General features: G+C 62.5%; 20 protein-coding genes. 4 read left to right on the top strand and 16 right to left on the bottom strand.

All coding sequences use genetic code 11. The annotated features are described in order from the left end of the window. Positions 1–7 precede the first annotated feature (7 nt). The 10 genes from FIU90_RS00665 to FIU90_RS00710 all read right to left on the bottom strand — a co-directional run bounded on the left by FIU90_RS00665 (position 8) and on the right by FIU90_RS00710 (position 10,550). Entirely contained in the window at positions 8–760 is a 753-nt protein-coding gene (locus FIU90_RS00665) for a DUF6232 family protein (RefSeq protein WP_152433022.1), read from the bottom strand. Further along, a complete protein-coding gene (locus FIU90_RS00670) occupies positions 753–1,409 on the bottom strand; it encodes a phage tail protein (RefSeq protein WP_152433023.1) in 657 nt (218 codons plus the stop codon). The genes FIU90_RS00665 and FIU90_RS00670 overlap by 8 nt, the downstream gene beginning before the upstream one ends. After that, positions 1,406–3,919, bottom strand: a complete 2,514-nt coding sequence (locus FIU90_RS00675; RefSeq protein WP_172970134.1) for a baseplate J/gp47 family protein — start codon at positions 3,917–3,919, stop codon at positions 1,406–1,408. The genes FIU90_RS00670 and FIU90_RS00675 overlap by 4 nt, the downstream gene beginning before the upstream one ends. After that, on the bottom strand, positions 3,916–4,320 hold the full coding sequence (locus tag FIU90_RS00680; RefSeq protein ID WP_152433025.1) for a GPW/gp25 family protein: 405 nt from the start codon (positions 4,318–4,320) through the stop codon (positions 3,916–3,918). The genes FIU90_RS00675 and FIU90_RS00680 overlap by 4 nt, the downstream gene beginning before the upstream one ends. A 1-nt stretch (position 4,321) precedes the next feature. Beyond that, the gene (locus FIU90_RS00685; protein WP_152433026.1) at positions 4,322–4,660 is read right to left on the bottom strand and encodes a hypothetical protein; all 339 of its coding nucleotides are present in this window, start codon (positions 4,658–4,660) and stop codon (positions 4,322–4,324) included. A 4-nt stretch (positions 4,661–4,664) separates the two neighbouring features. Next, on the bottom strand, positions 4,665–6,218 hold the full coding sequence (locus tag FIU90_RS00690) for a phage baseplate assembly protein V (protein ID WP_152433027.1): 1,554 nt from the start codon (positions 6,216–6,218) through the stop codon (positions 4,665–4,667). After that, positions 6,215–6,979, bottom strand: a complete 765-nt coding sequence (locus FIU90_RS00695; RefSeq protein ID WP_199799343.1) for a hypothetical protein — start codon at positions 6,977–6,979, stop codon at positions 6,215–6,217. The genes FIU90_RS00690 and FIU90_RS00695 overlap by 4 nt, the downstream gene beginning before the upstream one ends. Positions 6,980–8,059: 1,080 nt before the next feature. Beyond that, complete coding sequence (locus FIU90_RS00700) at positions 8,060–8,491, bottom strand: phage tail protein (RefSeq protein ID WP_152433028.1); 432 nt, start codon at positions 8,489–8,491, stop codon at positions 8,060–8,062. A 40-nt stretch (positions 8,492–8,531) separates the two neighbouring features. Then, positions 8,532–9,857, bottom strand: coding sequence for a phage tail sheath subtilisin-like domain-containing protein (locus FIU90_RS00705; RefSeq protein ID WP_152433029.1), 1,326 nt, complete (start codon positions 9,855–9,857; stop codon positions 8,532–8,534). Between the two features lie 3 nt (positions 9,858–9,860). Continuing rightward, the gene (locus FIU90_RS00710) at positions 9,861–10,550 is read right to left on the bottom strand and encodes a carboxypeptidase-like regulatory domain-containing protein (protein WP_152433030.1); all 690 of its coding nucleotides are present in this window, start codon (positions 10,548–10,550) and stop codon (positions 9,861–9,863) included. A 266-nt stretch (positions 10,551–10,816) separates the two neighbouring features. Here FIU90_RS00710 and FIU90_RS00715 point away from each other — a divergent pair, with 266 nt between their 5' ends. From FIU90_RS00715 to FIU90_RS00725, 3 genes are all read left to right on the top strand, one after another. Next, positions 10,817–12,451, top strand: coding sequence for a hypothetical protein (locus FIU90_RS00715; RefSeq protein ID WP_199799344.1), 1,635 nt, complete (start codon positions 10,817–10,819; stop codon positions 12,449–12,451). 103 nt (positions 12,452–12,554) lie between these two features. Further along, positions 12,555–12,776, top strand: coding sequence for a hypothetical protein (locus tag FIU90_RS00720; RefSeq protein WP_152433031.1), 222 nt, complete (start codon positions 12,555–12,557; stop codon positions 12,774–12,776). A 62-nt stretch (positions 12,777–12,838) separates the two neighbouring features. Continuing rightward, entirely contained in the window at positions 12,839–14,815 is a 1,977-nt protein-coding gene (locus FIU90_RS00725; RefSeq protein ID WP_152433032.1) for a S8 family serine peptidase, read from the top strand. 34 nt (positions 14,816–14,849) lie between these two features. Here the strand turns inward: FIU90_RS00725 and FIU90_RS00730 are convergent, their stop codons facing one another. The 3 genes from FIU90_RS00730 to gltX all read right to left on the bottom strand — a co-directional run bounded on the left by FIU90_RS00730 (position 14,850) and on the right by gltX (position 17,032). Then, a complete protein-coding gene (locus FIU90_RS00730) occupies positions 14,850–15,137 on the bottom strand; it encodes a hypothetical protein (RefSeq protein ID WP_152433033.1) in 288 nt (95 codons plus the stop codon). Between the two features lie 178 nt (positions 15,138–15,315). After that, positions 15,316–15,594: a PilZ domain-containing protein gene (locus tag FIU90_RS15475; RefSeq protein WP_172970135.1), complete on the bottom strand. Its 279-nt coding sequence runs from the start codon at positions 15,592–15,594 to the stop codon at positions 15,316–15,318. A 112-nt stretch (positions 15,595–15,706) separates the two neighbouring features. Further along, the gene (gene gltX, locus FIU90_RS00740) at positions 15,707–17,032 is read right to left on the bottom strand and encodes a glutamate--tRNA ligase (RefSeq protein WP_152433035.1); all 1,326 of its coding nucleotides are present in this window, start codon (positions 17,030–17,032) and stop codon (positions 15,707–15,709) included. A gap of 135 nt (positions 17,033–17,167) precedes the next feature. Between gltX and FIU90_RS15480 the strand changes: the two genes are divergently transcribed. Then, complete coding sequence (locus FIU90_RS15480; RefSeq protein WP_172970136.1) at positions 17,168–17,419, top strand: hypothetical protein; 252 nt, start codon at positions 17,168–17,170, stop codon at positions 17,417–17,419. A gap of 193 nt (positions 17,420–17,612) precedes the next feature. Here FIU90_RS15480 and FIU90_RS00750 read toward each other — a convergent pair whose 3' ends face one another. The 3 genes from FIU90_RS00750 to FIU90_RS00760 form a co-directional block, all read right to left on the bottom strand. After that, a complete protein-coding gene (locus FIU90_RS00750) occupies positions 17,613–18,323 on the bottom strand; it encodes a hypothetical protein (protein ID WP_152433036.1) in 711 nt (236 codons plus the stop codon). Between the two features lie 136 nt (positions 18,324–18,459). After that, positions 18,460–22,731: a DNA-directed RNA polymerase subunit beta' gene (gene rpoC / locus FIU90_RS00755; protein ID WP_152433037.1), complete on the bottom strand. Its 4,272-nt coding sequence runs from the start codon at positions 22,729–22,731 to the stop codon at positions 18,460–18,462. A gap of 62 nt (positions 22,732–22,793) precedes the next feature. Further along, positions 22,794–23,030 carry a hypothetical protein gene (locus tag FIU90_RS00760; protein WP_152433038.1) on the bottom strand — a complete coding sequence of 79 codons (237 nt, stop codon included), beginning with the start codon at positions 23,028–23,030 and terminating at the stop codon, positions 22,794–22,796. Between the last annotated feature and the right edge of the window lie 3 nt (positions 23,031–23,033).

The raw sequence follows: 23,033 nt of genomic DNA on the forward strand, positions 1-23,033 counted from the left end.
TGTTCTCCTATCCCTGTCCTGCGATTGCGCGTTCGAGCGCGGCGCGTATCCTGCGCGCGAGCGTTTCTTCTTTTGTCTTGAGCAGTCGGATTTCGTTCCCGCCGACAGCCGCCGTGAGCAGATGCGCCTTGCGCTTCCAAAGCGTCCAGGCGGCGAACGCGAGCACGGCAGGCAGTAGCAGCCAGACAATGCGGTCATCGTCGAAGTCCGACAGGATGATGAGCGTCACAAGGAGCGTGACGATCCCAAGCACGATTGCCCGCTTACGCCGCGTTTGCACGGTACGCTGGTTGATCCCGTCGATCCGGTCGATCCCGATCATCAGCTCACCGAACCGGGCAAAGCGCCAGTCGATACGGCGTTCGGCATCCTCGTACAGCACCTCTTCGGGGGGCGGTGCCGGTGCAGGTGCGAGGTCGTTGCCGGCCAGAAACCGCACCGGCGCGCTGTCGATCCAGTCATCGTCGCGCTCGCCCTCGCGAGCGACACGCAGTTGGAAAGCGTGTTCCCCATTGGCCTCGCCCGCCTGCAGCCCGACCCGCACTTTCACAACTCGCGTTTCCCCGGGCTGGAAGGAGCGATCGCTACCGCCTTCGATATCGAACCAAGACGCCGCAGCGTCGGAACGGACCGTGAGAATACCAACGCGGTGGCTGTCGGTCGAATTGGTAACGCTAAACCGCGCCAGGCCAGAGAGCACGCCGTCGTTCTGCTCCAGATCGAGTGTTTCCGGCCCTTCGCTGATATGGAAACTAGCCATCGTCCGGCTCCTCGGTTTTCGGTGTTTGTTGCTCCGCTGGATTGGGTTCGGACTTTGGAAGGTCAGCCTCGGGCTCTGGATGGTCTTCCGCGGTCGCAGGCGAGCTGAACCGAATGTCCCACGTGCAGTGGGCGGGACGCTCATCCTGGACGATCCTGTGCGCGAGTTCCTCGTAGCGGCGAGCGTTCTCGGGAAGGTGGACCCGAATGTGGAAGCGTGTCCCGTCCACATTCTCCTCGATCCGGATGTCACCAACGCCAAGCGCGGTCGCAAGATAATCGCGCAGCGAACCGGCCAGGCCGCGTCTCCGTCTGAATTCCGGAGCAAGACTGCACAGGGCGCGGAGCCTTTCCGATCCTGTTGCAAGTTGCGGAGACCCCAGGCCGACCCTCCCTGAAGGCCATTCGAGATAGCCGTCGAGATCGAGCCACCCCGCAAGCATCGGGACGAAACGATCCCTCGCAGCGAGCGGATCGACGAGCTGGGGAAGCGAGGCGAGCGTGTCTTCGACCGGCTCGTGAAGCGCGCTCATCGCGGTGAGCACGTCCCATAATAGCCGCGCATGCTCGGACCCGTCGCGCGCTGCGCAGGCGCTTGTCGGCGCGTGCCAGACTTCGGGCAGGAGGCGGGCGATGCGTTCGGGCGTCACGGCGCCCCTCCCTCGCCCTCGACTACGATATCGACCCGGTGTTCCCCCGAGCAGTAGAGCCAGCCCGCAGGAAGCGGTGCGCGGTCTGCGAAGACTGTCTGCGAGGCATTTTCATACCGGTCTTCGCCGAGACTGCGATGGACGCCTGCCGGTCCAGCCGCAAGCAGCACCAGACCGCCATCGTGCCCCGCCGGACGTGCGGCGAGCGCGCGAACCGGCTCGAACAATCGTTCGCGGTCGCGGTGCGGCAGGCCGGAAGCCAGGTTTCCCTCCTTCCACCGCGCCGGCTCTTCCATCAGATCAAGGGTGAGAACCCCGCTGCGATTACTCCCGGCAAACACATAGCGCTCGCTGAACGCCATGCCTTCGCACGATCCTCCGCGCCACCCATTGGCGTGGCTCGTCCATGCCGAAGGATCAGGGTTCGCGCCGGCGCGCAATTCGAGCTGAAAAGCGCCCTTGCCCGGTTCGCCCGCTTCCGCTCCTGCCGCCGCCCAGAGGAATGCCCTGCCGCCACGTCTATGGATGAACAGCCGCCGGATATCGACATCTTCGAGGCCGATGGCGCTGAACCCTCCCGTCGCTCCAGCGATCCGCGCATGAAACACGCCTCCGCGATTGCGCGCGGCGATGTACAATTCGGGAATTTCGCGCCTTCCTCCCTGAAGTGCGAGCGCATAACAGCCATCTTCATCGATCGGCGTCCCGGTCGGGACAGGCTTGGGCGTCCCGCCCGGCTCGATTTCATAAAGGCCTTTCGAGGTCGCGACGAGCAACACATCTTCGCCCCGACGCTCCATCCATGCCGCGTCATAAGCTCCGAAATCGAACCGCGCGATTTCTTGCCAGGTGTTTCCCGCATCACGGGTGGCAAACAAGCGGACATCGCCGTCCTCGCGCTGTGCATAGATCAGAAGGCCCGGCCGGTGTTCGGCGATCCTGACAAACGCAGCTTCGCCCTCTTCTGCTTCAAAGACCCTGCACCAACTGCTGCCATCATCGAGCGTCCGATAAAGGCCGCCCGCAGCGCAGACATACCAGGTCGCACCTTGGTGCGGGTCGACTATGACATCGCTCGCACTATCTCCAGGCGCTTCGCCGATATGGAATGCCAGCCCGTCGGCGTAGCGCACGCCGGGCTCGCTGAGCACCGCTTCATAGACATCGAAGGCACGCAGTTCGCGGGCTTTGGCGAGCCGGTTTGCGGGGGCAAAAAGAGCGTTAAGCCGCGCCGAGATAGCGGACTGCAAAACCGATATGTCGCTGCCTGTCGCTGCAACAATACGCAGGTGCGCTTCGATCTCGCGAACCTGGAGCCAGCCCAGTTCGAGCTCAACGCCGAGCGGGCGACGAGGGGCAATTCGCGCCGCGACCCTGTCGAGCAGCGCCTGCGTCCGGCGTGAATTGACCGCGTCCGCCCCTATCCTTTCACTCGGCGCAACCCCGTCGACGACCGGCGCAATCTCCACCCGCACTGTCCCACGCTCGGCATGTGCCCAGCTTTGAGCCGGGGCATCGGCCACTGCATCGAGAACTCCGCCCGCAGAACGTGCAAGCCGCTCGTAATCGCGCGGGGTGACCGCAGCCGAGATTGCAGCGGCGGAAAAAGGCGTTCGGCGGGCGGCTTCCTTGAGCGTTTCAGCGTCTGCGCCCCCACCGGCAGGCTCAGGCTGCATGACCGAGAGGCCTTCAGGAATGGCAATGGGCGCGCTGTCGCCGTCTATCAGGGAAAGGGTCCCTGCGGGTAGATTGCCAGCCGCTCCGCCACCGTGCAGGTACCAGACCCGCACACTGCGCCACAGTGGCAAGGGGGCCTCGCTTCCTGCCACAAGGCGCAACAATCCCTCGCCGCGATCGACCCAGGCGACGAAGGAGTCTGCCCTGCCACCGGGCCGATCGGGATTTGCCGCCGGGTGCAGCCGGTAGTGAGCGCCTTCATCTTCGCGCAGTTCGCTTGCCGGCGGCTGCTCGTCACCTTCGCGTAGCGCAATGCCGACAACGATATCATCGCCAAAGCCGGTTTCGAGCACCACCGGATGCTTGAGCCGGAATGACTGGAGCGATGCATCTTCGATTTCACCGATCGTCTCGGCATGCCACGAGGCGTGCAATGCCTTACCTCTTGCCGACGTATCGCCAGTGGCAAAGGTCACTTTCTCCGCGAGCGTGAACCGGAAAGCGCCGTCCTCGCTCGTGACGACGACACCCGGGGGAAGATCGGGCGACTTGCCCTCGCCCTCCCAGACGAATTCAAGCTCGACGACGGCCGCTGCCGCAGGCCGGCGCTCGATTCCGACAAGATTGAGAAGCGCGATTTGCAGCCGCTCCGGAATCCGGTTCATCCGGTAGTGAAGGTTCTTGGTGAGATAGGCGAACAGCTCGAGCAGCGTGACGCCGGGGTCGGCAGGATTGCGATCGGTCCACGTCTTGTCCGCGTGCACCGCCGTCAGAGCGATATCGACCAGTTCCTGCCAGCTGCGATCGTCGAGATTCGGGAGCGGCAAACTCATGCGGCCTCCTCGGCCTGAAGATCGAGCAGGAAGCGCAGCTGTTCGATGTTCCCGGTCGTTCGCACCCGGTATTCGAGGCGGATGTCGAGGCATTCGGGCCGGGCGCGGTCGGCAGCGGCAGTGACCGAGCGCACTTCGACGCGCGGCTCATGGCGGGCAATCGACTGGCGGACATAATGGATCGCGAGACCTGCAGTCGCGCCGTCATTGGGCTGGAACAGCACGCGGTGGAGGGGACAGCCCCATTCGGGCCGCATGACCCGCTCGCCCGGACGTGTGCCGAGCAGCATCATCAGCGCCTGCCTGACCGTTCGGTCGCCTTCGACGAGGCGCGGACTGCCGCGCGACATCTCTCTCAGTCCCCCGCCTGCGCCAAACAGGAACATCCAGCCGCGCGACATCTCACGCCCCCGTCGATACGAATAGCTGGCCCGCCTGCGCCACGCGGTATTGCGCGGGCGGAGTGGAATCGGTCATGCCCGAAAGCGCGTCGGTTGCAGCGGCCTGGCCGTTGATTTTCACCAGCAGCGAATAACCAGCCATCGCTGGCAATGGACTGATGCAGGGCTTGAGGCCTGCCTGGGGATTGTTGTTGGCGCAGCCCGTGAAAACACCACCGGTCGGCGAAGGCCGCGTGAGGACCGGCTGACCGTCGATCTTCACAAGCATCTGGGTCGCCGAAACCTGCAACGGTGCACCGTGTGTGCATTGGATCGTGGCTGGCTGGACAAGCAGTTTCATTCCCTCATCCCTGCTGAAAATCCACCGCACGGGCGCGGATCGTGATCGACCGGCCTGGGGCCTCGATGGTTAGGTCCCCGCGGGCGGACAGGGTAAGGCTTCCTCCCGCCTCGAACTCTCCGTCATCTTCGGACTTGAGCGCCAGTTTTCCTGCCGCGACGAGCTCTGCCCCACCCGACATTTCCAGCCGGTCGCCTTCGCTCGATTTCAGCCTTGCAAGCGCTTTGTCGCCCGCGAGATACAGCTCCTGCCCATCGGCGCTTCGTAGCCCCACGCCGCGCGGTTGCGCCGTGCGGTCTTCTCCGAAGTCGGGCGTTTTCTCGCCACCAATCATCCCGCCGAGCACGATCCCGCGCGCTGGATCACCATCGGGCAAGATCACCAGCACCCTGTCACCTACCTCGGGCAACAGGAAAATTCCCTTCTCCTCACCCGCGCCCGGAGAAACGGTCGGCAGCCAATCGGTGACCAGGTCGTCATTTCCATAGAGCGAGAGCCGCACCCGCGAGAGTTCGTCAGGGTCGTCAACATCGACGACATCGCCGAGAGTGACCTGCGGTGCTTTCACACGTTGGCGGGTGTCATATGCGGTCGAGAACTCGCAGACATACCCGGCCTCCGGCTCGATTCGGTGAAGGACACTTGCGAGGACGAGCGCCGCGTTCGATCCGGGCGCGTCCGCTATGCGGATCGGCGTTCCGGGAGCCAAAGCTACATTGCCTTCCGCCGTGCCGGAGAGCGTTCGCGCGAGGCCGGTCGCGCGCACAAGATCGGCCTCTGCCGTGATGCGCAGCTCGTCCTCGCTTTCGGCAAGCCTGTCGGCGAACCAGCGGCTGCCAAGGCCGGAGAACGCTTGCGGGCTGTCGCCCTGATCGGCCGCCACCTGCGCCTCAAAGCGTTTGGCATCGAGCACGCTCCAGCCTGACAGCGACGCCTGTTCGCGCCAGCAATCGGCACTTGTAGTCTCGCGCGCAGAGAGCAGTGAGGTGCCGGTTTCCAGCTCGACCGGATCCCCGTGTCCTTCGGCCCCATAGATATGCAGCACGCCCAGTCTGGTTGCGGCGCGCAGTCCAGACCTGGAAAGCACGTCCAGCAAGAAGTCGAGATCGCTCTTGTCGGCCTGCAATCGGAGCCGACGCGCCACGCCGTCGGCATGGCGTTCAATTTCGAGAGCCGCGCCGGACGCCATCTGCTCGGCGATGTCTCCCGGGGTCATATCGCCGAAAGTTCTCGGTTGCTGCCGCTTGGCGAGGCGGTGGAGCCGGTCGCTGGCCCGCACACGCAATTCGGTCGCTCCAGCGCCATCGAAGGCGCGCTCGACCGCCGTTACATCACCAAGAAAAAGCGCGCTTTCGCCTATCGAAATCGCAATTTCGGCTCCAAGATCCGCAACCGGTCCAGCGCTTTCCTCGAAGTCCTGTAGCGCCACTTCCGCAATGGCCGGTCGGTCTGTCCGCTGCGCCACCCACACCCCTGCGAGAGCCGCGACCCCAGGTTCGGCGAGAGTTTCGCCATCCACCGTGATGGTGACGCGCATCCGATCGAGCGAACCGCTCACAGCCCAAACCCCGACAGCGCACTTACCGGAGGTAAAGCGATCTGTGCAGCGCCTCCGCCCTGTCCCTGCGACTGGCCTGCGATGGTGAGCGGATCGTCGATGCCGTTGGCACCTGCAAGCGCCCAGGCCATCTCAGGGTTGCCGTACTCGCTCGCCGCAACCTCATCGAACCGTCGCATCGGTCCGCCATCCTCATCGAGCGGCAGGTTCGCCTGCCCGACCTCGCCAGGTCCGTTCCCGCTGTTGCCCGACTCTGTCCCCGAGCGTTCCGAAGAAGCCGCTTCGCGTTCGGATTGTGCCTCGCTCACCCGGCGAAGGCGCAAGCTCATCCAAGATCGACGCGCCCGCCCGTCTGCATCGAAATGTTCAAGGCGTTCGGCCACGTGAGTGGCGATGCAAGGTATGTTCCACGAGGTCCCCCAGATGAACCGCAAGACCGGAGGGCCTCTTTGGGTATTCTCTGTGCCGTTCTCGCTGAGCCGCCAGAATGGTTCGGTGAGTTCTCGGATATCGGGCGGGCCCGACGACTGCCGACCCTCCTGCGCGATATCGCCATCGAACAGCAGCCGCAGTTCCAATTCGGTCGATCCTCCTCCGGTTGCGATAAGAGGATTATCTGCATGGCCCGTTCCCCCGAGAATCCCGCCCGTCGCTCTGCGCTCGGCAAGGCCTGATGTGCGGCGGCGCAGCAAGCCTTCGGGATTCATCAGACACGTAATCGTGTCGCCGCTGCGCTCGATGAGGAATGCTACCCGTTCCATAGGGCCTCCGATTGCTCGGCACCGAGCGACAGGTTTGGCGACGGAGCGGCGGTGGGCGCATGGCGGAGCGCGCTGTCATTTGGCGGAAGCTCGGGAAAGCGCTCCTCTGACGGCTCGAATTCAGGATCGGCCTCCAGCCTCGCGTTTTGGTTTTGTCTGTTCTCGCCAGGATCAGATCGCCATGGCGCGGTCGGCGGCTCGCTCGACTGGTTTTCCGTTTCCCTGGACATGCGAGCTGTCGACCAAGCCTGATCGGGCCGAACGGCGCGCACGCAGTCTGACTGAAAGGACGGCTCCGACGCACGGCCTAAGCCTGAAGCCTCGATATGAGAGGGCTGCATGTCGCGAATTGAATGCGTCCGCCTGATCCACTCTCCGATACGATTGGATAGGGGCGGCTTGGCTCGAGCGCTGGAGACCAAGTCGGGTGCTGCCATCGGTTGCGGATCGCAGGCGAGCATTTGCGGAGCTAAGGGGCTTCCCAATTGCTCCGGGTCATTCACCGCACGATCGCTCGGCTTATGAGGTCGCTTGGCGCGGCGGTTTGGGGGTGACCCGCGATCCCCCCTGCTGTCTCGCACATGAGGCTTCTCATCAGCCCTCCAGCGCATATCCGAAGGGCGCCGATCGGTCCGTTTTTCGTACGATGCCGATGGTTCCAAATATTCGCGGACACCTTCTTCAGCCCAAATGATCCGCGCTCGCCGACCTGATGCGATCGGGCGGCCTTTTGTCCGCTGAACTTCGGTTGCAGGCCGAGGAGCAGGAGAATGAATGAAAGGCGGATCGAGTCGGGCACGCGTTTCGGCTCGGCTGTCTTCCTCGTGGTCGGAGGCAGCCTCGCAGTCGTTCGCTGCGACAGGCTCCTCGGAAGGATGCGAAGCATGCACTTCGTCCATCCTCCGCCGTGCCTCCTGTCGCGCTACCAAATCGAGCCAATGCGACGGTGCTTCGGGGAAACGTCGGCGAAGCACTGCGATGGCGGGATCGGGCGCGACGCCTCCAGCAACGCGCTCAAGCCAGGCCGAAAGCGCCTTTAGCCAGCGGCTCAGTTCGAGGATCAACCGACCGAGCACCGAGCTACGCCCGCTCGAGCTGATCGAATACCAGCCGCATCTCTTCGATTGCGGCTTCGCGTCCCATGGTTTCGAGCACCGGGCCGCGCCACTCGCATGGCCACGCATTGGCCAGGTTCCAGCGATCACCTTCGGTCGCGCCGTCTTCCTGCAACATGATGAGAGAGACGTTCCGGCGCTGCGCCGTCCCGCGCATCGAGGCGACCAGCCATTGCCACATATCGGTCGAGGTCGTGACGCCATAACGCAGGATCACCTCGGCATATTCGACCGGGCCGGTAAGGGCGCGCACGATCTGGCCGGCGCCGGATTCGCGATACTTGATTGGATGGACGCGCACTCCAAGGCCGAGGCACTCGGTGAAGTGCGCCGCTTCGATATCCTGGATCTGCAGCGTAAAATTGAAATTGCGATATGGGCTGGTGTCTTCCGGCATGGCGGGGTCCTCCAATGGGGTTTGGCAGGCAGCCGCGCGCTCAGGCGGCGGCGCGGTCGCTTTGCGAGGTCTGCCCGATCTTGAAGATCACGAATTCGGCAGGTTTCAGCGGGGCGATGCCGATAACGGTCACGACATTGCCCGCATCGATCGATTCCTGCGGGTTCGTCGTCTCGTCGCAGCGCACGAAATAGGCCTCCTCCGGCGTGGCCCCCGCCAGCGCGCCGTTGCGCCAGAGCAGGTTGAGAAAGGCGCTCACGTCTCGCTCGATCAGCTTCCAGAGCGGCTTGTCGTTCGGCTCGAACACGACCCAGCGCGTGGATTCTGCGATCGATTCCTTGACCATGTTGAACAGGCGGCGGACCGGCAGGTAGCGCCAGTTGGAAGAGCCCGGCGCAATGGTCCGCGCGCCCCACACCCTGATCCCCTCGCGCGAGAAAAAGCGTATGCAATTCACGCCTTCCGGGTTCAGCACCTCCTGCTCCTGGTGCGAGATGCGCTGCGTCAGGTCGGTCGCGCCTAGCACCGTCATGTTGGCAGGCGCCTTGTGCACGCCGCGCTCGCTATCGGTGCGAGCATAGAGCCCTGCGACATGGCCGGAAGGCGGGATCGGAACCTCGTTTGGCACATCGCGGCCCAGTTCCCGGTCGAAACGCATCGGGTTCACCGCATCGCGCCCGACCAGCCACGGAAAATAGAATGCGCCATAACCCTTGTCGTCGCGCGGCGGACCTTTGCCGCCCGAGCCGGAACTTCGACGAGGACGCGGCGCCGGTGAAGGAGTGGGAGAGGCAGCCGCGCCCTCGCCATCCTCGTCGTCGCCATCGCTTGTTGCGGGAGATGGCGATGGGCTCGGAGAGGGAGCCGGCGACGACGAGGTTGCGACCTTCGTGAGGTCGCTGATCTCACTGGCTTCGGCTGGGCCGTCGAGCACCGCGACACGGTCCTCGAGGTTCTTCGCCGAGGCGAGGAGATCGTTGTAGGCGCCGATATCGGTGCGACCCGGAGCGGCGAGGATGGCAATTTCATCGATCCTGCCCAGGGCTTCGAGCGGATCTGCAAGCGGGGCGCCGGCCTCCTGATTGACGATGTAGCAGCGCCCTCCGCCATTGAGGAAAAAGCCCTGCACTGCGTTGGCGAGATGGGTGCTTTCGATCTCGCGGTTCGATCCGGGCTCGACTTGCGGCACGAACCGCGCCTCGAATTCGGCCCAGCTGTTGACAGCTACGGGGAGACCCTGCTCGGCATCGGCGAGCGGCGCCTCGCCGATAAATCCTGCGGTCGATGTGCCGACTGCCTGTATAGGGCGGGCGCCGGTGTCCTGTTCGATCACATAGACTCCGGGCGAGTGGTAGGTCAGCGCCATCTCTCAATCTCCTGTAGCGAGTTCCAGTTCTGTTTCTTCTCCAGTTGCGACCGTTTGTTGTGCTGTACGTCCCGCCTTGGTGGCGGTGACGGAAATAGGTGCGTCGCCCAGGGGCAACCGCGCTTCGAACCGGCCTTTGCGGTCCGTCTTCACTGTGCGGTCGAGCCCTTCGATGGCGACATGCGCGCCGACGACGGGGTGTCCGTCTTCGGTGACCACTCCTCCGCGCACCTGCGCGAGGGGCGCCAGCTTGGCGACCAATGGATGGCGAACGAGCTTGACGTCGTGCTCCTCGGCAGGCGGGCGTTCGAGCGGGACCTCGAACAACATACCGACACCTCCTGCGGGAATGGCGTCTTCCATCAATGCCAGCGCCTCGGGCTGCGGACGGATTTGCGCGTCCGCCTCTTTCTCTGCGGCGCGCACCGCGCAAGCCAGTGCGTCGCCCACTTTGATCGGGTCCTTGTCGTGGAAGGCAAGTAGGAACACGCATGAGAAATGTGATCGGCGGCGGGCAGACGTCCCGCGATCGACCGGAAAAATCGAGACGAGCGACAAGGTTGCTCCTTTCGCCTTCCCGAAGTCTCCGAGCGTGACAAATTCCAGCTGGGTTTGAGCGAGAGCTTCACCGAGCCAATCCATGGTTCGGCCGAGCGTCAATGCGAACATTCCCTGACTGTGTGCACCGCCCATTGGGCTTCCCTCCTTGCCCTGGCATACGACTCCCGTGAATATTGAGTCAAGTAAAACGTAGACTCTATAATAATCCTCGCCTGTACATCTTAGTTAATATTTAGCTAACGGAGGCAACAAATAAAATACTTTCCGAATCAGGATTCGAATAGTATGAGTCTTTTTCGAGTCGTTTTTGATAAAACTACGACATAATGACCCCTCTTGGCACGACCATTGGGGCGCGGGTTCGCTCACGCCATTTTTTCCAACCGTGGAGAGGGTTTATGTACAGCAACGTATACGGACAAATGTCGCCGATGAGCGCCGGACCGCAATTCGCACCTCAGGGTGTGGTGGGCGACTGGCTTCGCAACCAGTCCGGCCAAGCCGGTCAGGCAGTCAACCAGGTGGTCGACAACGCCGGACAGGCAGCCGGTGGATGGATCGGACAGGCCGGCCAATATCTCGGCGATCTCGCCGATCGCTTCCTGCCGTTCCAGGCAGGACCCCAGATGGCTCCGCAGCAAGCCCAGTTTGCGCCGCAGGGCGTCATCGGGGGCGCGCTGGGCGGCATGCTCGGTGGCGCAGGCGGTCAGGCCATCGGCAACTATTTCGGGCACGGCGATACCGGGCGTTCGATCGGATCCACCGTCGGTGGGATCGCTGGCGGATTCCTGCCGTTTCAGGCTGGGCCGCAATATCAGCCGCAGCAACCACAAATGGCACCGCAAGGCATCCTTGGCGGCGCTCTGGGCGGTATGCTGGGAGGTGCTGGCGGCGAGGCTATCGGTGGCTATTTCGGCCACGGCGATATCGGCAAGTCGATCGGCTCGACCGTGGGCGGCATTGCGGGCGGATTCCTGCCATTCCAGGCCGGACCGCAATACCAGCAGCAATTCGCGCCGCAGGGTGTGGTCGGCGATTTCCTCGGCCGTCATGGCGGAGCCATCGGCAAGACCGCTGGCGAACTCGCCAATCTCTATGGCGAGCGCGCTGGCACCTATCTGGGCAACCTCGCCCAACAATACCTGCCATTCCAGGCCGGTCCGCAGTACCAGCAGCAGCTTGCCCCGATGGGTGCTGGCGGTCGCATGCTCGGATCGCTCGTCGGAGGGATCGGCGGCGAATATCTCGGCGACTATATCGGCGGATATGGGGATATCGGCCGTTCGATAGGCGAGACAGCTGGCGGATATGCCGGATCGTTCCTGCCGTTCCAGGCAGGTCCGCAGATGGCGCCGCAAGGCATGTTCGGCAATATCCTCGGTTCGCTCGGTGGCACTGTCGGCGGCGCAATCGGAGGCGCTGCGGGTAATCGCGGTGCGGGTGAAGCGATCGGCAATGCGGTGGGCGGGCTCGCAAGCCTGCTGCCTTTCCAGGCGGGACCGCAATACCAGCAGCAGCAGCAGCTTGCCCCGATGGGAGCTGGCGGCCAGGCGCTGGGCTCGATTGTCGGCGGGCTCGGCGGACAGGCGCTGGGCAACTATTTCGGCAATTACGGCGATATCGGTCGCTCGCTCGGCGAGACGGCTGGCGGCTTTGCCGGATCGTTCCTGCCATTCCAGGCCGGACCGCAGATGGCGCCACAGGGTTGGGTCGGGGATATGCTCGGCCAACACGGCGGGACTATCGGCCGCTATGCCGGACAGCTTGCAAACCAGTATGGCGAGCAGGCCGGTCAGTATCTCGGCAATCTCGCCCAGCAATACCTGCCGTTCCAGGCCGGGCCGCAACTGGCTCCGCAAGGGGTATTCGGCAACATCCTCGGATCGCTCGGCGGCACGGTCGGCGGCGCGATCGGAGGCGCTGCGGGAAATCGCGGCGCCGGTGAGGCAATCGGCAATGCGGTAGGGGGGCTCGCCAGCCTGCTGCCCTTCCAGGCCCAGCCGCATTTGCAGCAGCCCCGGCCGGTGTGCTGATATCGCAGGCACAGGAGGGAGGGCGCACACGCCGCTTTCCCTCCGGCCATGTGGGTGAGACCACCCAACCTGCGAAACCAGCACCACACGAAGGGCAAACACCATGACGGAACGGCAATACATCATCGGCCGGCGCGCCGACGGCGATCACAAGGCGCTCGAAGAGTGCCTGAAACATGCGCTGGAGAACGAAGAGATCAAGGTCGTCTCGGGCAACCCGAACAAGATCCTCATCCTCATGATGAATGAAGAAATGGCCGAAGACATGCGCAAGAAATTCCAGAAGGACCTAAGTATAGAAGAGGACGCCCCGCTGCGTTATTGATCGCAGCCCCCCTAATCATGCGCTAGCAGAATGGGCGTGCTCTCCTCTCGAGGAGACAAACGATGGCTGAGAAGAACGGAACGTCGAAAGGTTCGAGCCGCAGCGGCTCGGCGAAATCGTCGGCAAGCTCACAGAAGAATGCGAATACCAACACCGCGAAATCCGCAACGCAAAGCGGCGGAGACAGCGGCGGCGGCGATACGACCGCCGAAGAAACCGTGCCCGCTCGGGTCGCCCAGCGGCAGAAACGCTACATGCTCGCACCGCGAAGTGCACCGGGCCAGGTGCAGCCAATGGCGGTCAGCGTGCTGTCCAACGCGGTTGAAAACATGCCTGATGTGAAGATCGTCAAACGGCTGAAACCGCGCGGATTTTCCGCCCAATCGCTCGGTGGCGGCGGAACCGAAGTCATTGTCGCGGAAATGCCGGAGACCAAGGGCAAGGCGCTGTGCACCAGCGCACCACCGAACGTGGTGGTCGAACCCGATGCCCGTCTGCGCAACTACGAAACCGTGGATGCGATGGAACTGATGCGTGCCAGCATCGAGTCCACTGTCAAGCCGATGAACGGTAGCATTTCCGTGCCGGTACGCATCAACGTCGTGGGCGAAGGCGGCAAGCCGCTCGCGAACGCGGCGGTCACGGCATACGGAGAGGCATTTCCCGCACAAGGCAAGACCGACCAGCATGGACAGGTCGTACTCGAGCTGTTCGGAGGCACGATAGACTCGGTTCAGGCCATCTATGTGAAACCGGAAAAGAACCATTGGGAGCGGTTCGTTTCGAAGCCGGCGCTCAGCACCCGGGGATTCAACACAATTGCGCTAGATCCGCTTGGCGCGATGTTCGACGGTTTCCCTAAGCGCGGCGTACTCGGCTGGGGCCAGCACATCATGGGGCTGGGTCAGCTGGGACCGCAGCTTACCGGCGAAGGTGTGAGGGTCGCGGTGATCGATTCCGGCTGCGACGTGTCGCACCGGCAACTCAGCCATGCCAAGGGCGCAGACCTCACGACTGACGACAATACGGGCGACGGGTGGACCAATGACGAAATCCACCACGGTTCGCATTGCGCGGGCATCATCGCCGCGCGCGGTTTTGATCAGGGAGGAATTCGCGGGTTTGCTCCGGGCGCCGAACTCTTTGCCTACAAAGTGTTTCCCGGTGGCCGGTTCAGCGACCTCATCGAAGCGCTCGACAAATGTATCGAGGACGAGATCGATGTCGCCAACCTCAGTCTCGGCAGCGGCCAGCCGAGCGAACTCGTTTCGCAAAAGATCGCCGAAGCGGCGCAAGCGGGCGTCGCCTGTATCGTGGCTGCGGGCAATTCGGCAAACGAAGTGCAGTTTCCCGGGGTTCTGCCTCAGGTTCTGACCGTATCTGCGATCGGCCAGACAGGCATGTTCCCGGTTGATAGCTACCACGCCCAGACCGTTCTGAAGGACGTGATGGGTCAGGAGAATACGTTCGGCGCGAAGTTCTCCTGTTTCGGCCCGCAGATCGGCGTTTGCGGCCCGGGCGTCGCTATTATCTCGACCGTACCGGGCGGCTATGCCGCGTGGGACGGCACTTCGATGGCGACACCGCATATCACCGGACTTGCAACGCTGGTGCTTGCGCACCACCCGCTTTTCGCGGGCAACAAGGAGCGCACGCCCGAAAGGGTTCAGGCACTGTTCGATGTCCTGCGCAGCGCCTCGCTGCCGGTGATCGCCGACGTGCTGCGTGCAGGCGTCGGACTGCCACTTGCTCCATTGGCACTCGCCGCCGCGCAGCAGTCACAGCCTGCACAAGCTTCCCAGCAGCAAGGCGAAGCGGCAGGCGTGCCGGTCCAGGCTCCGCCGCAAGGCGCCCCCGCTTTCACGCAGGGGGCCTTCCCGGGTCAGGGCGCAAGCGGAATTCCCGCAGCAGCCATGGTCGCACGTGGCGGCATCGGGGGGATGATGCCGCCACCGCCGGGAATGGTCGGAGGGATCGCGGCCAACAACCCGCTGGTTGCCGCGCAGCTCAGACAGCTGCGCGCGGCGGGAATGATCTGACAGGGGGAGGCGGCAGGACCGGCCGGCCCGCTTTTCAGTGGATCGGCTGGTCCTGCACCACTGCACTGGTCGCGTCGAGCCCGTTGCGCTTGAGGTAGTCGAGGAGGCTCAAGGCAAGGTTCTGCGCACCGGCCACGGGCATGACAATACGCCCGACAACGACATGGTCGAACCGGTTTTCGGTCATGTTCCAGCGAGGATTGGTTAGAGTTATGGCAATCACACCATTGAAAAGCGCGAAGCTCGTAACCCCGGCCGCAAAGGTATCAGGGGCGAAAGGGTTTTCAGTCACCTGCAATGAATTGGGATCGGTATCGGTCATGTCTCTCGAGCCTTTCGGTGATGGGCAGTTGCACCTCTCGCAGGATGGCGGCCGCACGTGGCAGGACGAGGTATCGTCAGCGGCCTGATCCGATGGGCGGTTGGAGCGTCATCTTGCACCAGGTCGGCTTGATTTTGAATGCGAAAGAGGCGGTTAGCCGAGAATGACCGCCTGTTGGCTAACCCTGCAAATGCTCGAGCGTTGGCGCATAGAGTGCTTCGTCGAAAGCAAGCCCGGCGCGTTGGTCTTCGATCCAGACTACGATTGCACTCACGAACGCTAGCCCGGGAAGTTTGACCGAGACGCGCTCGTTGGGCTTCACCGACCACCCGCGCGCATCGAGCATACAGCCGCCGACATTGATATCGAGAACCGGCATCTCCATCTTCGCGCGCGAGTGATAGCGCACGGTGGCGCTTATCCTACTTTCGGCTTTCTTCGATGCTCTTTTGGCCACGATGGGGTCACCTCTCTCGCAGAGTGCCCTTCGTGATACTCCGACTGGTTTTCCTGCCGCGTAAGCAGACACGGTTGATGGGACAGTAAGGATTGAGGCGCGATTGCGGCGGTCAGGCCGCTGCTCGCTCCAGCCTTGCCCGCGCGCGCTCTTCCCCGATGAGTGGCAGGAGCTCGCCCATATCGGGGCCGTGGTTCAATCCGGTGAGCGCCTGGCGCAGCGGCAGGAAAAGCGCTTTGCCCTTGCGTCCGGTCGCATCCTTCAGCTTCGCCGTAAGTGCGTGCCATGGATCCTCGCCCCATTCGAGGGCTTTTACCGCCTCGGCGAGATAGGCGCGGTCGTCATCGGAGAATTCGGGTGTTTCGACAGGCCCGGTGACGAGGCGCCACCATTCCTGCGCCTCGCTCACAGTGGAGACGTTTGGCTGAACGGCATGCCAACCGGCTGCATCCATGCCTTCGGGCAGCCGATCCTTCACGGCGTCATATGGCATGGCGTGCACGATGGCGGTGTTGATCCGCTCAAGCTCGGCATCGTCGAACTTGGCTGGCGCGCGGCCGAAAGTCGATAGGTCGAAAGTTTCGAGCAGCTTCTCGCGGTCGGCGATGGGTTCGACCGGGAGCGAAGTGCCGAGCCGCGCGAGCAATGCAATGATGGCTTCGGGTTCGATTCCGCGCTCACGGAAGGCATCACAACCCAGAGAGCCGAGGCGTTTGGAGAGTTTTCCTTCTTTCCCGACGAGCAACGCTTCGTGCGCGAAAGCCGGCGGCTGTTCTCCAAGCGCCGTGAACATCTGGATCTGGACCGCAGTATTCGAGACATGATCTTCGCCGCGCAGAACCTGTGTAACGCCCATATCTATATCATCGACCGTGCTGGGCAGCATGTAGAGCCATGAACCGTCGGCGCGGCGGATCACCGGGTCTGACAGCAGTTTTGGATCGAATTTCGATGTGCCACGTACGCCGTCTTCCCAAGCGATCGGCTCGTCATGGTCGAGCTTGAAGCGCCAATGGGGCTGAACGCCCTCGGCCTCCTTGGCCGCGCGCTGCTCATCGGTAAGATCCAGCGCGCCGCGATCGTAGATCGGCGGCAGGCCGCGCCCGAGCAGAACCTTGCGCTTGAGCTCCAACTCCTGCTGGGATTCATAGGCCGGGTAAATACGGCCCGCCTCGCGCAGTCGATCGAATGCCGCTTCATAACGTTCAAGCCGCTCGGACTGGCGCTCCTCGCGATCCGCCTCGATCCCGAGCCATGCGAGATCGGCACGGATCGCCTCGACGAATTCCTCCTTGCTGCGCGCTGCATCGGTGTCGTCGATACGCAAGATGAACTTGCCGCTAGCCTTGCGGGCAAGCATCCAGTTGTGAAGCGCCGTGCGGATATTGCCGACATGCAGCCGACCGGTGGGTGACGGGGCGAAACGGGTGGTGGTCATGCCCTGTCCGGTAGACTTGCTCGCGGGTCGCGGCAAGCGTCTGTGCGACCGAATTCAGACCGCACGCGCCTCCGCTGCCACATAGCCAAGCACGGCGTCCCAGAGCCGATATATACGGTCGGGACGAATGAGCCCATGCACGGCATCCTCGAAACCCTGTCTGTCGCACCGCGACGCACTGTCGATCAGCGCCCCGATCGTCGCTTCGTCATGGCTGAGCATCTGGCAGCAGAAGCGCGAGACGTGAATGCTTTCAGGCCAGCAGGAGGAGATCGCCTGCGTGAGCGCCAGGGCTTTGGCCGCGACCTCGACGCTCCCCAGCCGTACCGCCAACTCTGGCACCGGGTCGCGTCGAGCACGATGGTGAAATGCGATGAGGCGCAGTGAGTGCAGGAACCTTGCTCCGAACGGTGAAAGGCTCTCAAGCCGACGTGGCTGAGCCAAGCCAGCAATTATGGCAGTGGATGCGACGGGTGGTCGATTCTCAGAAGGCATGAGCTCTCCGGACATGGTTCAATCGATACCCATACCGAATAACGCTATTGCAATTGCATCGCAATAGCGTTTTCATGCTTCTCCGCTATTTCGGTGCGATGACGAAGCTGTGCTCGATGTAAAGGAACACCTCGGTCTGGCTTGCCTGCTTGAAATAGAGCTCTGAATCGAGACCGCGGATTTCGATGCCGTAGTCGCTGCCGAACATTGCAGCGTAGCGCTTCGACTCATCGGCAATCGCTCTTACGACCGCGCCGCGATACTGGTCAGGGTTATCGATCGCGAGATCGGTGCTGCCGGTTTCGATGTAGGAACGGCCCGTAACCGGCACCGCCTTTTGGAACGCCGTGATTGCTTCATCGACCTCATCCTGCCCTTTGAATTTTCCGCCGACAGGAAGGCGAGCGTAGAGTTTCACCCGGCTGGTGTCGGGTCGGTTTCCGCGACCGTAACTCAGCAACTCATCCATCGTGGCGATCGTGAGCGGCGAAAGCTTATACTCGCCGGCCACCAATGAGAGGCCCTCCGCTTGCGCCCGCCCGATTAGCGCGCGCAGCATCGCATCCACTTCCTGTTTACGAACGCTTGCCTCGCGCGAATCCGAATTCACGTAGATCGGTTTGACGAAGTAGTCGGCGGTACGGGTCAGGCCGATGGCAGACTGGTCGTCCTCGTAATATTCATCGTAGTCGGAGCGATCGATCCTCGATCCAGTGACCACGACCGTTTCCTGCGCCAAGGCGCCGACCGGCACCACCAGGCTAACTGCCGCGGCAGCCAATGCGTACTTTTTCATCCAGCGTCCCTTCCCTGTTGCTCTTTCGAGACTAACAGCGGGCCGGGAATGCGCAATGCACCGCAGTGCCATCAAAAAACCCCGCCGGAGAATTGCTCCAGCGGGGTCTTTTTGTAGGCCGTGAAAGGCGAAGCGCTTATTCGGCAGCTTCTCCGCCGCCCATCGCAGCCTTCATCGCTTCCTCGGAAGGAACCGCGTCGGCTTCGGGCTCCGGCTCGGGGGTGTTTTCGGCAGCAAGCTTTTCCTGCTGCTTCTTCCACGCCGCCTTGAGCGCTGCATCACGGCTCGACGCCGTCACACGCATCCGGTTCATGGCAGCGCCGGTACCAGCCGGGATCAGACGACCCACGATGACGTTCTCCTTGAGACCGACCAGCGTGTCCTTCTTGCCCTCGACCGATGCCTGCGTGAGAACGCGGGTGGTTTCCTGGAACGAAGCAGCCGAGATGAAGCTGCGTGTCTGCAGCGACGCCTTGGTGATCCCCAGGAGGATCGGCGTACCCTCCGCAGGCTTCTTGCCCTTGCCAAGCTTCGAATTGACTTCAAGCATCTCCGCCAGGTCAACCTGTTCGCCCGGCAGCAGCGTGGTATCGCCGCCATCGGTGATCTCGACCTTCTGCAGCATCTGGCGAACGATCACCTCGATGTGCTTGTCGTTGATCTTCACGCCCTGCAGTCGATAGACTTCCTGGATCTCGTTGACGAGATATTCGGCCAGAGCCTCGACGCCCATGACTTCGAGGATGTCGTGCGGGTTGGGCGATCCGGAAATGAGGGTATCACCCTTCTTCACGAAGTCGCCTTCCTGCACGTCGATCACCTTGGTCTTGGGGATCAGGTACTCGACGGGATCTCCCTCCTCGGGAACGATCGCGATCTTGCGCTTGGCCTTGTATTCGCGGACGAATTCGATCTTGCCCGAAATCTTGGCGATGACCGCCACGTCCTTCGGAATGCGCGCTTCGAACAATTCAGCAACACGCGGCAAACCGCCGGTGATGTCGCGGGTCTTGGCAGCCTCACGCGAGGCACGCGCGAGAATATCGCCTGCTTCGACATGCTGGCCGTCCTCGACCGAGAGCGTGGTGCCCGGAGCGAGCATGTAACGCTGCGCTTCGGTTTCGTCCTCGCTCTGCCCTTCGCCGAGCAGGGTGAGGCGCGGACGCAAGTCTTCTTTCTTCTTGCGCCCGGTCGCCCGGTTTTCGGTGACCACGCGCTGAGCGATGCCCGTCGCATCGTCGGTCTGCTCTTCCAGGGTCGTGCCCTCGATCAGGTCCTGGTACTTCACCACGCCCGATTGTTCGGTGATGATCGGCAGGGTGAACGGATCCCATTCAGCCAGACGATCGCCTTCCTTGACCTTGTCGCCGTCCTTGAAGTGCAGCACGGTCCCGTAGGGAACCTTGTGCATCTCACGCTCACGCCCTTCGGCGTCGATCACGGCGAGTTCGCCGTTGCGTGCGAGTGAAAGGATTCGGCCCTTCTTGTCGGTGATGGTCGGCATGTCGCGATATTCGATCTTGCCGTCGGAGATGGCTTCAAGATGCGAGGTCTCGTTGAGCTGTGCCGCACCGCCGATGTGGAAGGTGCGCATGGTCAGCTGGGTGCCCGGCTCACCGATCGACTGCGCGGCGATCACGCCGACAGCCTCACCGATATTGACCGGAGTACCGCGGGCAAGGTCACGACCATAACAGGTTGCGCAAACGCCCTGTTCGGCTTCGCAGACCAGCGGGCTGCGGATCTTGGCCGACTGGACTTCGGCTTCCTCGATGGCCTTGACCATGGGTTCGTCGATGAGCGTGCCAGCCTTTACGATGACTTCGTCGGTCTTCGCGTTGACGAGGTCTTCGGCCACGGTGCGGCCAAGGATACGCTCGCCGAGCGAGGCGATGACGCTGCCGCCCTGCACGATCGCGCGCATTTCCAGCGCGTTGTCGGTCTTGCAGTCCTCCTCGACGATGACGCAGTCCTGCGACACGTCGACGAGACGGCGGGTCAGGTAACCCGAGTTCGCCGTCTTCAATGCCGTATCCGCGAGGCCCTTACGAGCGCCGTGAGTCGAGTTGAAGTATTCAAGAACGGTCAGGCCTTCCTTGAAGTTCGAGATGATCGGCGTTTCGATGATTTCGCCCGAAGGCTTGGCCATCAGGCCGCGCATACCGGCGAGCTGCTTCATCTGCGCTGGCGAACCACGCGCACCTGAATGGCTCATCATGTAGATCGAGTTGATCTCGGCTTCGCGACCGTCCTTGTCGATCGGGCGCGCCTTGATCTCTTCCATCATCGCGTCGGCTACCTGGTCGCCGCAACGGCTCCAGGCATCGATCACCTTGTTGTACTTCTCCTGCTGGGTGATGAGACCGTCCTGGTACTGTTGCTCATAATCGGCAACCAGCTTCTTCGTCTCTTCGACCAGCTTTTCCTTCGCGTCAGGGATGATCATGTCATCCTTACCGAAGCTGATGCCCGCCTTGAAGGCGTGGCGGAAGCCAAGCACCATAATTGCGTCTGCGAACAGCACCGTGTCCTTTTGGCCGGTGTGACGGTACACCTCGTCGATCACGTCACCGATGTCCTTCTTGGTGAGAAGGCGATTGATGATGTCGTAAGGCACCTTGTGGTTCTTCGGCAGACATTCGCCGATCAGCATACGGCCCGGCGTCGTCTCGAAGCGCTTCATCACGATATTGCCATCTTCATCGGCCTGCGGGACGCGGGCGATGATCTTGGTGTGCAGCGTAACAGCCTTGGTTTCGAGCGCCTGGTGCACTTCGGCCATGTCGGCGAAGCGCGGCAGCTTCTCGACCTTCGTACCATCCTCGTTCTCGAGGAACTCAGGCGTGTGTTCCTGGCGTTCCATCGAGAGGTAGTAGAGACCCAGAACCATGTCCTGCGAAGGCACGATGATCGGCTTGCCGTTGGCGGGCGAGAGGATGTTGTTGGTCGACATCATCAGCACGCGCGCTTCGAGCTGGGCTTCAAGCGACAGCGGAACGTGGACTGCCATCTGGTCGCCGTCGAAGTCGGCGTTGAAGGCCGAACACACCAGCGGGTGAAGCTGGATCGCCTTACCTTCGATCAGCACCGGCTCGAACGCCTGGATGCCGAGACGGTGAAGCGTCGGCGCGCGGTTCAGCAGAACCGGGTGCTCGCGGATCACTTCGTCGAGGATGTCCCAGACTTCCTTGCGCTCCTTTTCGACCCATTTCTTAGCCTGCTTGAGGGTCATCGAAAGACCCTTGGCGTCGAGGCGGGCGTAGATGAACGGCTTGAACAGCTCGAGCGCCATCTTCTTGGGCAGGCCGCACTGGTGCAGCTTGAGCTCAGGACCGGTCACGATGACCGAACGGCCCGAATAGTCGACGCGCTTACCCAGAAGGTTCTGGCGGAAGCGGCCCTGCTTGCCCTTGAGCATGTCGGACAGCGACTTCAGCGGACGCTTGTTCGCACCGGTGATGACGCGGCCGCGGCGACCATTGTCGAACAGCGCATCAACAGCTTCCTGAAGCATGCGCTTTTCGTTGCGGACGATGATGTCCGGCGCGCGCAGCTCGATCAGGCGCTTCAAACGGTTGTTCCGGTTGATGACGCGGCGATAGAGATCGTTGAGGTCCGAGGTTGCGAACCGGCCACCGTCGAGCGGCACCAGCGGGCGCAGTTCGGGCGGGATCACGGGGATCACTTCGAGGATCATCCATTCGGGACGGTTGCCGCTCTCGATGAAACTCTCGACGACCTTCAGACGCTTGATGATCTTCTTGGGTTTGAGCGCGGACTTGGTGGTCGCGAGCTCTTCAAGCAGGTCTTCGCGCTCCTGCTCGAGATCGAGATCCATCAGCATGGTCTTGACCGCCGCAGCGCCAATATCGGCCGAGAACGCGTCCTCGCCATATTCGTCCTGCGCTTCGAGCAGCTCGTCTTCGGTCAGCAGCTGGAACTTCTCGAGCGGGGTCAGGCCCGGCTCGATCACGACATAGCTTTCGAAGTAGAGAATGCGCTCAAGCTGCTTCAACTGCATGTCGAGCAGGAGGCCGATGCGCGAGGGCAGCGACTTCAGGAACCAGATATGGGCGACCGGAGCGGCGAGCTCGATGTGGCCCATGCGCTCGCGGCGAACCTTGGTGACGGTAACCTCGACGCCGCATTTTTCGCAGACGACGCCCTTGTACTTCATGCGCTTGTACTTGCCGCACAGGCATTCGTAGTCCTTCACCGGACCGAAGATGCGCGCGCAGAACAGGCCGTCACGCTCGGGCTTGAACGTGCGGTAGTTGATCGTTTCCGGCTTCTTGATCTCGCCGAAAGACCAGCTGCGAATGCGCTCGGGCGAGGCGATGCCGATCTGGATCTGGTCGAAGGTTTCCGGCTTTGCCAGCTGGTTGGTGAATTTGGTCAGTTCGTTCATGACTAAGTTCCCTCAGGGGGTGAAATTTGGGAGCGATGGAAGGGCGCATTCGCGCTGCGCCGTTATCCCTCTGGCTCCGGCCGGTCATCGTGTAGCGGCTGCGGCTTCGTCATCAGATGCGGGAAGCACAGGACAAGCACGGCAAGCCCGACTGCTACAACGCCTAGGCTCGCCCAGCTTGGCATGATCTCGCTTTGGTCAATTCCCACACCGGCCATCATCAGAAGCATGCCGCCAAACGCCATCAAATAGCCTTTGGTGACGACTACTTTTTCGTTTCGGTTGCTGAGCAATCCCATGGC

Source organism: Erythrobacter sp. THAF29, from assembly GCF_009363635.1.
Taxonomy (GTDB): domain Bacteria; phylum Pseudomonadota; class Alphaproteobacteria; order Sphingomonadales; family Sphingomonadaceae; genus Erythrobacter.